Below are 12260 nucleotides of genomic sequence, written 5' to 3'. Positions count from 1 at the left end.
GGCCTCATATGGCCTTAAAATACAAAACGCCTGATGAAATTCATCAGGCGTTTTAGAAAAAAAGTGTCAACCTATATCAGGACAACACAAATTTATTTTATTGGGTAAACGTACTTTAACCAAGCCATCATTCTAAGTAGAATACGCCTGACGAGTGAGACATGTAAAATGTCATGTTCGTGGTTTATTGCAACGGCCTGACCTTGTACACCTAATGGAAGTTTATAGTCATCTAAACTTTCTTCGAGTTCTATGATAGCAATAGCAAAACCAGGTTTTTGAATTAGTGCTGAAGAGATAAGTTGTCCATTGGCTTGAATTTCACCTTCTGCCATCGCAGGTAATACATCGACGACTTTCCCTTTAAAAACATGGCCAGGAACCGCATCTAAAATAACTTCCGCATCAATACCTTTTTCTAGCCTTAACATAGAATTTTGAAAGAATGCACCAGCAAAATGTCTTTTCTCTTTTGGCACAAAAGTCATTACTGATCTTAAAGGTAGAGACGTTGCTCTGACTCCAGGCCTAATAGCTATCTGTGTTGCTATGCCGTCAACAGGCGCTCTAATAATTGTCCTATCTAAATCGAGTTGCGCTTTATTACGAGCAGCAATTAATTGAGCAACTTGGCTATCCTCACCGCCAATTAAAGATTGAGTTTCTATAAGAATACGCTTTTCATCGGCTATCGCTTTAGTGAGGACGGCTTCGTCAGCTTGGTAAACTTGCTTTCGGCTTTCAACTTCTTGATCAGTAAATGGTGAATTGTCAGTATCTTCATGAGCTTCTTTGTACCGAAAGTAAGTACTACGAGTTCTGTCTCTGTCAGCACGTGCTTTAGCAACTTGTGCTGAAGCGGCTAATAGGGCAGCGTCATCTTCAAGTTCATCTCCTTTTGCAGAGATTAAAGCTGCTTCGGCTTTTTGCAAGGCAATGACCTGTTCATCGTTGACTAAAGTAAATAGAATCTCACCTTTTTTAACGAGTACATTAGCTTCCACGTTCACTGTTTTAACATTTCCAGAAATTTGTGGAACAATGGGTATGGAAACGAAGACATCTTTACCCCATTTGGCATATGGATGGTTGTAATTCATCAAGAGTAAAATAGCAGAAAGAATAAAGACACCTCCTAAAGCAGCGGTAGGTACTGTCCATTTATTTAGCGGTATCTTAAATACTTTGAAAATAGTGATACATATAGCGGTATAAGTTGCAATGATTAGTAAATCCATATTACTTCTCCTCGCGTTGTTCAATAACTTGACTATGAAGGTCGTCAAGCTGAACTTTTAATGTTGCAATCTCTTCTTGCATGGCAGCTAAGTCATTCATAGATGCAGTTGTTTTATGAGAAAATCCCCAGCCTCTATCTTCTCGATATAATGTTGCCCAGATCCATAGAAATGGCCAAAGCACATGTAAAGTAAATAAGCTAACCCAGCCAGCGATGTGAAGAGCATCTTGCTGTGGATGATTACGCTTTTTGGCAATCTCATAAGGGATATCATGGATTGCGATGATGCCGTAAAAAATGACTAGGGCAACGAAAAATACTAGAAATAGGGCAAAATAATCTAACATATGAGTTCCTTATTGAGATTATTGATTAAGTAATTAAGGTGAAGCCGTTTACTTCATTTAGTTATTCAAATTTATGTGTTTATTTGGTGTGGAAACCTGCTTAATTTTTGCTAATGACCTGATATATTTTAGTAACTTTTTTGCTTGAACCTCTGTGAATTGCTGTTCTTTACTTGTTGTTTTTTTGAAAGTTTGTTGATTAAGCTGTGACAATAATGGATTACTTGGTATCACATTTTGTTTGTTAATATGCCAATGGTATCGATATAAAATTTGGCAAGCTGTAGGGTATTGCTGTTTATTAATCGCTCGTATAAAAGCTGAGGCAAGTTTACGCTGCTCTTGTTTAGTTTGTGTTTTATAAAACATGATTAGCCAAGTACGATATCGTTTTAACAAGAAAACAAGACATAACAATACTGAAAGAGTTATGAGTACAATCAAAAACAATTTGTTATTAAAATGATTTAGCCAAGCTTTATTTACCTTTGCTGTCAAACCTTGCCCAGAAACCTGCCACTGTTGGGCAGGAATGGTTATTTGCTCTAATTGCTGGGTTTGTGTATTCCACCAGAACACAGTTTGTTCTGCTATTTGGTATGTGCCTGAAAATTCAAAAATATAGGTATTACTCTCTATGCGCGTACCGAGTAGTGAGCCCCTATTACTTTTATCGAAAATACGCGTTGGTGTTTGATAAATACTTACCCCTTCTATTGTTGGAAGTTCAAGAGGGGGGATCATCATGGCAGGCGTATTTTCTGCAGTTATAGTAATTGTCTGGCTAATAGCTTCACCAAGTGAGTAAGGCTCTTCATTATTTAACGTACCATCAATTTCAACAGTGACTTTAGGTGAAACGATATAATGTTGGATTTCAGCTAATGCTTCAGGTAAAACGGTTGAAAAATGTAGAGCTTCTGTTGTGCTTGTGCCTTCAACGATGCCATATTGCTCTGTATTGACGGAAACAAAAACTTCAATAGGCGGAAGTTGATAATCACCTTGCTTTGTTGGATATAGCGTGATTTCACGTGTTTGCGTACTCCAAGTTTCACCATTTATACGTCTGCTCCCGTTAATTGCTAACTCACTGTGGGCTAATATAACGGTGTTAGATAGTTTAAACGGCTTAACTCGAGTTCCGCTTGAAAACCATCGGTTAGTGGCAATTTCAATCGATATAACGACAGGTTGCCCTACGATAGGTGTATTTTCATTTCTAATCTGAGCGCTGATTAATAACTGATTTTCTAGAATAAGTTGTGCTATGTTGCTTGCGAAAGCTAATTTCATATTAATAATCGAAAGAATAAATACAGCAAGAAATTTAATAAGAGAAACTTTCATAAAAGAGAAAAACTTCATATGTGATTTAATCATTAGCAGTACTCTCATCAGCATCACTTATAGTTGCTTTTTTAGTTGAAGATAACTGTAAGTAAAACTTATGGGATAGAAAACGAGCAGGATTTTTTTGTACCTGCCTAAGCCACATTTCGTTTAAGTTATCATCAAGGAGTAGCTGCTCAGCTGTCAATTGTTCAAGTTCTTGTGGTGGCCCATCTTGTCGCTCTGCACCATCTGCCGTTTGTGGCTCATCACCAAGATCTTTAGAAGATTCGCCTTGCTCGGCTTGTTGGTTCGCAGAGAGAAGATTAATTTCATCAATAATGTCTTGAACTATTGCTATATTTTTTTGGGCAGCAGTATAATTTGGAAATGTTTGTATTATAGATTGGTATAAATCACGTGCCTTAATGTATTCTCGCCCATGTGCTAATGCATTAGCTTGAGCAAGTAAGTCTTCTTTTTCAGTGAATTGGCCGTATAGGGTAGCTGAGGTTTTATATTCTTGAGCGCCATAAGCACTATAAGCTTGCCAACGGTTATCAACAAAGGTTTTGCTCGCTTGATTATATTTTCCTTGATGAAACAGTAGTTGGCCTTGTTGATCCTTAGTCAGCCATAAATCCATAAAAGCTTGCGGTTTAAGTAAAGCAAAGCAAACCAAAGATGACACAATGGCAGTTATAATCCAAGATTTATGATGATGAATATAATTTGTGAGCTTCTTTATCTGGATAAAGTGCATTGAATTTACCATTGTAAAGTCCAGCCTTTTCTAAACCAAAAAAGAAAAATGAACGCCATCACGAAAACAAGTGGATAACCGGAATCATGCCAAGGGCGGCTTTCATCTTCTACTATCACTAAGTTATGCTCTATATAGCGATTTACTTGGTCAATATCTTGCTGGTCGTGGCTCATAGTTACAAGTCTTCCGCCTCCTGAATCTGCTAAAGCTTGTAATTGTGGCAATTGCATTGCGATGACATTGTCAGAGTCGTTGTTTAGTTCTTCTTCAGGTTTGCCGATAGCCCATACAATTAACTGATGGGGTTGTTGATTGAAGAATTGCTCGAACTGTTTACTTGTATTCGATGTTGCGCCATCACCAATTATCAGTAATGTTCCCGGGACCTGACTTGAAGCGAAGAGCCCTTTTGCTAAAGGTAAGGCTGCTTCAGGTACTTTGCCTTCTTTAGGCATTAAATTTGGTGTCAATACATCAAGAAAATGCCTGATCATTTCTCTATCATTGGTTATTGGCATTACAATATGGGCACTACCAGCATAGGCAATTAGTGCTGTTTTTGTATCGCCCCTTAATTCGAGCAATTGTAAAACTTTTTGCTTTGCTCTAAGGAGTCTATTGGGTTGTACGTCACTTTGCTCCATTGTTTCAGATACATCTAAGGCAATAATTAGCGGGGCATTATTTTCACTAAAAGGAGAGGGCTGTTGTTGCCATGTAGGGCCCATTAGCACAATACATAGGGGGATGGATAAAACCAACGAAAGTTTCTGTGGAGACAGTAAGTTTTTGTTATTTCCTTCAACGGTCAGACTTTTCAATATGCTAGTCGACATAACGTTACGCCACATGGCTAACGTGTCATCCCGTTGAGCAAACAGTTTTAAAATAATTATGAATGCGACGAACGCTAAGAACCAATAAGGCCTGAGAAAATGAAAATGTTGTAGGTAAGTGAAGTCCATCTTTAATTGACCTCATTAGCTGATTTTAGAGTTTTTAGGCGCTTTCTTTTTATATAAAAGCGTAGGCTAACTAACGAGAGAGAAATTAGGTAAATAGAAGCAAATAAAATTATTGGATAATGATGAATACTCGTGCGAGGTCTAAACGATAACGAATCGAATAGTTGTGGCTCCATAATGTTAATTTCTTGGTAAACTTGCTGTAACTCCTCTCGATTTAGGGCTTGAAAGCTTTTACCGCCTGTTATATCACTCATTTGTTGTAAAACATCAAGATCAACTTTCTCTTCACCCACAGCCGTAGGATCACCGATTGCGATGGTATAAATTTTAATATCATAACGTGCTGCAACCTTTGCGGCTTCAATTGGCGGTACTTTGGAGCCGGTATCATTTCCATCGGTTAACGCAATAAGAACACGGTTTTTAGTTTCAGAGCTTTCAAATACACTGATAGCTAAACCAATAGCATCACCAAAAGCTGTGCTTTGACCTGCCATACCAATTTCACTTTCATTAAGTAATGTTAGCCACGTGGTAATGTCTGCAGTGAATGGTGCTTGTAAGTAGGGGGCATCACCAAACAAAATTAAACCTAATCGGTCATGCTCACGATGCTGAGCAAAAGTTGCTAAGACTTGTTTAACAGCTGATAACCTGTCTACTGTTTTATTATTCTCTAAGGTAAAGTCTTCAACAGACATGGAGCCTGATAAATCAACAGCAACCATCAAATCTCGCGCTGATTTTTGCTGTTCAATGGCTGGGCCAATTTTTTCTGGTTTTGTCATTGCTGTAACTAGGCATAACCATGCTAATGCAATAAAAAATCGTTGAATATTATTTCGACTTAATAACACAGCACCACTTTCAGGCTTTTCACCTGTGACATCGACTAAGCGGGCGAAATAGGGCACTTTCACTGACGGCTTTCTTTCTTTATAAGCTGGAGCCAACCAAATGATTAATAAGGGCAGTGGTAGTAATATTAAAAATTCAGGGTGGGCAAATTCAATCATGCTGCCTCCTGTGAAATTTGATCCAAGTAGATATTTGTTGCACTAACACTATCTTTTCTTGTGGTGTTAAATTGAAATCAGGGGAGAAAGCAAGTTGATGTAATTGTGTTGAGCAACGTGAAGAAAACTCTGATTGTTTACATTGCGCATCTAACCATTTTTCCCAATCATTACCCATTAATGAAGTCACATGCGCTCTATCAAAAGCTGTAATTGCTGTTTTACGTAGTAAACTTGGTAGTTGCCGATAAAACCATTCTTCATCGGTTTGATAATGCTTTATCCATGCAAGGGCATTACGTCGATATACGTTTCTCTTGTATTTTTTATAGGCAAGATATGCTTTATAGCAGGTATAGAATATTAGGGCAGTAAAAATGATTTTCCAGCCTAAGGTTTGTGGCAACCAACTAATGGCTTCAGGCGCAGTTGTTTCAACTAGTTTATCGAGTAAATAATTTCCCCAAGGTTGTTCGAATTGAACTGTTGGTATAAAGGTTCTTATTATTGACATTTTAACCCCCACCAAAAGCTTTACGCACTTGTTTTTCAACGGGGGTTAACGTGTTGATCGATAATAGTGGTATGCGATACTTTTTGGCTGTATCAGAATAGGTTTTAAGTTGCTGTGCTATTTCTGCTTGATATTTTTGTTGTGTTTGTGTGTCTTCAGACGAAAACTGAATTTGCCAATTACCATCACTCACAACCATTTGCGACATTTCAGGAAGTTGCATCTCTAAAGGATCAAATACGTGACAGGCAATCACTTCATTATGTTGACGCAATTGTTTAATGTTGTCACTACTTTGGTTATTCCAGCCGTGACCATCACCAATGAGTATTACTAACGCATTATGCCCACAGACATTACGAAGTTTAATAAGCATTTTATTATATGAGCTTGAAAAAGCGGATTGTTCAGAAGATATATGATTATTGGTTACGCAGAGTTGATGATTTTTTTTGATAATTTCAGAAAGTATACTGACAACATGCTGGTGGCCACGTTTTGCGGGGATAACTTTAATATCATCATCATTGTAAATAACGGCACCAATTCTGTCGCCTGTTTCAATGATGCGCCAAGCCATTAAAGCGGCAACTTCTGCAGCTATGACTGACTTCATCTTACCTTGGCTGCCGAAAAACATCGTCATTCTTTGATCTATAGCTAAGAAAACATTACGCTCTTTTTCTTCTGTATAAACCTTAATGTGTGGTTTTCCTGTTCGTTGCGTGACTTTCCAGTCCATTGAACGAATATCGTCTCCAGCTCGATAATGTCTAAGCTCTTCAAAATTAAGCCCTCGACCACGTAAACGTGAGACATGTTTACCTGAAAGTAGGCTATTAACAGGTTGATTTGGTAAAAAATTAAACCCTTGAGTCTTATATTGGAGACGCCTTAATTCGTTTAAGCTCGCATAAACTTGATGGTCAGCTTGTTTATTTTTTAAATCAGGCATGGACTGTTCAGACATATTTTGTCCTTTATGCAACGGCTACCTGAGTTAAAATTTCATCAATGACATGATCTGCGGTGATACCGTCAGCCATGGCATCGTAACTGAGCACAATACGGTGACGTAATACACTATGAACAATGCCTCGTACATCGTCAGGGTCAACAAAGGTTTTGCCTTTTAACCATGCAGCCGCTCGTGCACATTTATCAATGGAAATACTCGCTCTTGGGCTTGAACCAACACTTACCCATTGCTTTAACGGGGAGTCAACGAAACGCTCTGGTTTTCTGGTTGCCATAACAATAGCAACAATGTAATTGACTATGGCTTCACTCATATGAATTTGATGAATTTCTTCTCGTGCTGAGAAAATATGTTCAGGATCTATAGTTGAAAACTCAGCAACCGATTTTTCTTCACTACGAACTAAATTAATGATCTGTGCTTCAGCTTCATCGTCAGGATAATCCACAGTAACTTTCATGATAAAGCGATCCATTTGTGCTTCTGGTAAAGGGTAGGTACCTTCTTGCTCAATTGGATTTTGTGTTGCAAGTACCATAAAAAGTTTAGGTAGGGTATAGGTTTTACCTGCAACGGTAATTTGTCTTTCTTCCATCGCTTCAAGAAGGGCAGCTTGCACTTTAGCAGGCGAGCGATTAATTTCATCAGCAAGTAAGATATTATTAAATACAGGTCCTGGTTGAAATGTTAATGTTGGTTTACCTTCTACCTCTTGGTAAACCTCAGTACCTGTAACATCAGAAGGTAATAAGTCAGGGGTGAATTGAACGCGACCTAAATCAACGGTTAAAGATTTAGCGAGACTTTTAACTGAACGTGTTTTCGCGGTTCCAGGTAAACCTTCAAGCAGTACATTACCATTAGTGAGCAATGCTAAAAGCAAACAATCAACAACATGCTCTTGCCCGATAACAGATTGCTGAATTTGATTTTTTAATTGCTGCAAGGCTTCTAAGCTTTGACTCATTATTCATCCCTTAATATATTTTTCGTCTTGTTAAATTTAGCGAATAAGTTTGACTATGTTAACTAAAAGTTTAATTTATTTTGTACTGTGCTTTAAGTTGCTTTATCACATTATCAGGAGCCACTTTGCTTAATTTAGATAAACATTGCTTGGCTTGCGAAGAGTTATTCCTTAACTGCATATCACATAGTGTGTATAAGTGCTGAGGGTTGTTACTAAGTCTGTATGCTTGTAACAATGCTTTGTAGGCATCTAATGGTTGAGTTTGTTCTAAACTAATACCATAGACATAAAAATAGTTGCTATTTTCAGGTGCAAACTCAGTTGCCTTAGCGAAGAAGAGGTTGGCTTTTGTTGCCTGCTTGTTCCTGATGTAGGCTAAACCAAGCGCATAAGCTAACTCAGCACTATCGGGTATTTTTTCAAAGCCGTTTAATAGCGTTATTAAAGTTTGTTTATTGTTTTTTTGTAACCGATACAGCTCAGCTAAATTAATATAAGCACGCGCAAAATAAGGTTCGATTTTTATGCTTTGTTGATAGGCTTGTTGTGCTTCAGTGTACTTACCTTGGTGTACAAGTATATTCGCCGTATTGGTATGTGCGAAGCCTCGATCATTATTAAAATGCTGTATTGATAAGTAATCGTTTAGTGCTGATTGTAAAAGGTGTTGCTGATCAGGGTTCAACTCTTGCCAAAGTGGCGTAAGCGCAGAGGCTGCTTCAGCTCGAACGGCAAGAACTTCGTCGGTTAATAAAGGGGAGAGCACTCGCCACCTTTCAACTGCAGGCAATTGTATTGCACCGTTTATTGCACCTAAGCGTATGATACTTTCTTCACTTTTAACTGCCCGAGCAATGGCGATTAAACTATTTGTATCGACTTTATTGGCCAATCTATCAAGGGCAGATGCGCGAATGATTGCTGGGTAAGGTTTAGTTTGCGCAATTTTAGAGAGCTCTTTAGATATACCTGGGTAATTTAGGTCAGCAGCAGCAAACACGGGAGCAAAGTGTTCATCTCTTCTAATTGTTGAATCAGGGAACCATGACAAAACATGTTTATCACTCCATTGGCTATCTTTATCTTGATGGCATGTTAAGCAAGAGTCTGGTGTATTAAATTGTTGGGCAAAATCAGGCCTTGGAATATGCCAACCATGATCACGTCGATTATCAACCTGCATGTATGTAGTTTCAGGCATATGACAATTAACACACTGAGCACCTGCGGATGACTCTTTGTGATTGTGATGTTTTTTATTAGCGTAGTTATCTGCTTGATGACATTGTAAACAAATAACTTCTTGAGGTAAGGTGAGTTGAGCAGAGTGAGGATCATGACAATTACTACAGACCACGCCATTAGCGTTCATTTTGCTTTGTAAAAAAGAACCATAGACAAAATTCTCATCATAAACTTGGCCATCAGGGTAATATAAGGATGAGTTGATTAAGCTCAGCATGTATCGTTCGCCAAATTCATTGGCTGCGATATGATCTTTATCACTTATTTGGACATGGCGACTATGACATTGAGCACACACGAGGTTTTGTTGACTATGCTTGATTGAAGTAGGTGACATAGTTGTTGCATTGTCTTTTAATGCCCACGCTTTAACTGATCTTGATAAATCCCGAGAAAAGCCTTTATCAATATTATCATCAGTATTTATTTGTTTTGTCCATTTAATATGTTCACTTGCAGGCCCATGGCATGCTTCACAGGCAACGTTAATTTCACTGAAGGCTGTTTTATAGCTGTTACTTTCTACATCAAAGTTTTTGCTGACATTGGTGGAGTGGCAATCAGCACACATATAGTTCCAGTTCTGTCCTGTATTAGTCCAGAAAAACTCTTGATGATTTTGTGTGAATTGCGGGTATAAATTGAACCAACGCTGACCACCTTGGCTTTTTGGGCGAGAGTCCCAAGCGAAAGGGATTAATTGCACTCGGCCATCATCAAACTCAACCATATATTGTTGTAGTGGTTCATAGCCAAAGGTGTATTTAATTTGATAATCATGAAATTTACCATCAGGCCCTTTTATATTAACCCAATACTGGTTTTCTTTACGATAAAAGCGATTAGCTTGATTGTTTTCAACAAATTTGAAATCAGTAAAGTTACCAAGTACAGAAGCACTATTAGCGTGTTTCATTGACATGTCATGATGAGACCCTTGCCATGCTTGGTATTCTTTTTGATGACAACTTTCACATTGTTTTACCCCGACATATTCAGTAGCTGAAATCGTGAATATAAAAAATACTATAAAAAATGCTATAAATGTAATTTGCTTGATGATCATATAGTGCTTACGTATGTTTATTAAATTAATTAAAAATACAATAGTTTTGATGTTAGAGATTAAAAAAGCTCAACGTAGTCGTTGAGCTTTTATTATTTTAAGGTTTAGATTGATTTAGTTTAATTAAACTAAGGCACTATTTACCTTCTGCTTTATTGACGAACGTATTATAAACAGCTTCAACTGACCATGAACCTGTTTTTTGCGATGGCGGATAAGCCTGAAATGTTTGTAAAAACTTGGCTGTTTCTGAAAGACCTAAATAGACATAAGGGGCTTTATCGATCATCCAATCATAGTATGAGTTTGAATTTTCTTCAGCTCTTCCCCAAGGGTCACGACGTAAGTTTTGGATTTTAGGCATTCTCAACATAGTGAATGGTTCTGTCCAAAGTGCCATGGTTTTTCCTCGGTTTTCAGCGTAAACCATTTTCCAATCACCGACACGAATAGCAACAGGGAAACCTTCATCATTTAAATAGTGATATATATTACGTGGACTTTTTTCTTCTTTACCCATTAAGTGGGGCAACATATTGTAACCATCTAAGTGAAGCTTAGCATTTTTGTTACCAATTCTTTTGCCTTTTAATAAATCTGCTTTTAAAGTGGTATCGCCTGTTGCAGCAGCAAATGTTGGTAACCAGTCAAGATGAGCCATTATTTCATTTGAGATTTGACCAGCTGGAATTTTACTAGGCCAGCGAACCATCATAGGTACACGGTATGCACCTTCTTTTTCGCTATTTTTCTCACCTTGGAATGGTGTAATACCCGCATCAGGCCAAGTGTTGTAATGAACACCATTGTCAGTAGAGTACATTACGATTGTATTATCAGTAATTTTCAACTTATCTAATTGGTCTAACATCATGCCAACATGGTTATCATGAGCAACCATTACATCATTGTAGAAACCTTGTCCTGATAAACCTTTATGCTTTGGATTGATATGAGTTCTAAAGTGCATACCTGCTGTGTTAATCCAAACGAAAAATGGTTTTTTATTTTTAACAGCTTTTGATACGAATTTTTGTGCAGCAGCAATAAACTCATCATCAGCGGTTTCCATACGTTTACGAGTTAGTGGGCCAGTATCGGTTATCTTACCGTCAGCAAACGAATGGATAACGCCACGAGGTCCAAACTTCTTCCTAAAAGCAGGATCTTTTGGATAATCATCATCTTCTGGCTCTTCTTCTGCGTTTAAGTGATACAAGTTACCAAAAAATTCATCGAAGCCATGATTAGTAGGTAAATGTTCATCTTTGTCACCTAGGTGATTTTTACCAAATTGTCCTGTAGTGTAACCTTTTGTTTTAAGATACTCAGCGATAGTAATATCTCTATCTTGAATACCTTCAGCAGCACCAGGTAACCCCACTTTTGTCATGCCAGTTCTAAGGCCTGATTGACCTGTTAAAAATGTAGAACGGCCAGCGGTACAACTTTGATCACCATAATAATCGGTAAATCGAATACCTTCATTAGCAATCCTGTCGATGTTAGGGGTTTTATAACCCATGATGCCATCACTGTAGGCGCTAATATTTGTGATCCCTATATCATCACCCCAAAAGACCATAATATTAGGTTTTTCTGCGGCAATTGAAGCAGTTGAAATGGCTAATAAGCCGACCCCAATCGCTAACTTTCGAAATTTATTATGAATACTCATTCGATTTCCTTATTTTAACCGTTATGATAACTAATGATATTATTAGGCTACTTTGATTAAAATTACTAGTAATTTCGAGTTTTAACATCATTAACCAGCTAAAATCATTACTCTTTTTAAGGGTATTTACCAATAAGGG

11 protein-coding genes are annotated in these 12260 nt (G+C 37.8%); all 11 read right to left on the bottom strand.

Annotated elements, in window-relative coordinates; translation table 11 throughout:
• Positions 1-92: 92 nt before the first annotated feature.
• The 11 genes from EPA86_RS08050 to EPA86_RS08000 all read right to left on the bottom strand — a co-directional run bounded on the left by EPA86_RS08050 (position 93) and on the right by EPA86_RS08000 (position 12121).
• Positions 93-1238: an HlyD family secretion protein gene (locus tag EPA86_RS08050; protein WP_140602922.1), complete on the bottom strand. Its 1146-nt coding sequence runs from the start codon at positions 1236-1238 to the stop codon at positions 93-95.
• Position 1239: 1 nt separating this feature from the next.
• Positions 1240-1587, bottom strand: a complete 348-nt coding sequence (locus tag EPA86_RS08045; RefSeq protein WP_140602921.1) for a DUF3302 domain-containing protein — start codon at positions 1585-1587, stop codon at positions 1240-1242.
• A 57-nt stretch (positions 1588-1644) separates the two neighbouring features.
• A complete protein-coding gene (locus EPA86_RS08040) occupies positions 1645-2970 on the bottom strand; it encodes a BatD family protein (RefSeq protein ID WP_170309597.1) in 1326 nt (441 codons plus the stop codon).
• Positions 2963-3682 (bottom strand): tetratricopeptide repeat protein, encoded by a 720-nt coding sequence (locus EPA86_RS08035; RefSeq protein ID WP_140602919.1) that lies wholly within the window; start codon positions 3680-3682, stop codon positions 2963-2965. Before EPA86_RS08035 ends, EPA86_RS08040 begins: the two co-directional genes overlap by 8 nt.
• A 5-nt stretch (positions 3683-3687) precedes the next feature.
• Positions 3688-4521, bottom strand: a complete 834-nt coding sequence (locus EPA86_RS08030) for a vWA domain-containing protein (RefSeq protein WP_170309595.1) — start codon at positions 4519-4521, stop codon at positions 3688-3690.
• Positions 4522-4652: 131 nt separating this feature from the next.
• On the bottom strand, positions 4653-5669 hold the full coding sequence (locus EPA86_RS08025) for a vWA domain-containing protein (RefSeq protein WP_140602917.1): 1017 nt from the start codon (positions 5667-5669) through the stop codon (positions 4653-4655).
• Positions 5662-6183: a DUF4381 domain-containing protein gene (locus tag EPA86_RS08020; protein ID WP_140602916.1), complete on the bottom strand. Its 522-nt coding sequence runs from the start codon at positions 6181-6183 to the stop codon at positions 5662-5664. Before EPA86_RS08020 ends, EPA86_RS08025 begins: the two co-directional genes overlap by 8 nt.
• Position 6184: 1 nt before the next feature.
• Entirely contained in the window at positions 6185-7153 is a 969-nt protein-coding gene (locus tag EPA86_RS08015) for a DUF58 domain-containing protein (RefSeq protein ID WP_211664916.1), read from the bottom strand.
• Positions 7154-7163: 10 nt separating this feature from the next.
• Positions 7164-8129, bottom strand: a complete 966-nt coding sequence (locus EPA86_RS08010; RefSeq protein ID WP_140602915.1) for an AAA family ATPase — start codon at positions 8127-8129, stop codon at positions 7164-7166.
• Positions 8130-8199: 70 nt separating this feature from the next.
• A complete protein-coding gene (locus tag EPA86_RS08005; RefSeq protein ID WP_140602914.1) occupies positions 8200-10443 on the bottom strand; it encodes a multiheme c-type cytochrome in 2244 nt (747 codons plus the stop codon).
• Between the two features lie 136 nt (positions 10444-10579).
• Positions 10580-12121 (bottom strand): arylsulfatase, encoded by a 1542-nt coding sequence (locus EPA86_RS08000; protein WP_140602913.1) that lies wholly within the window; start codon positions 12119-12121, stop codon positions 10580-10582.
• Between the last annotated feature and the right edge of the window lie 139 nt (positions 12122-12260).

The sequence above is a fragment of the Litorilituus lipolyticus genome (assembly GCF_006439335.1).
Taxonomy (GTDB): domain Bacteria; phylum Pseudomonadota; class Gammaproteobacteria; order Enterobacterales; family Alteromonadaceae; genus Colwellia; species Colwellia lipolytica.
The sequence above is the reverse complement of the archived record's forward strand: the minus strand, read 5'-3'. Positions and strand labels throughout refer to the sequence as shown.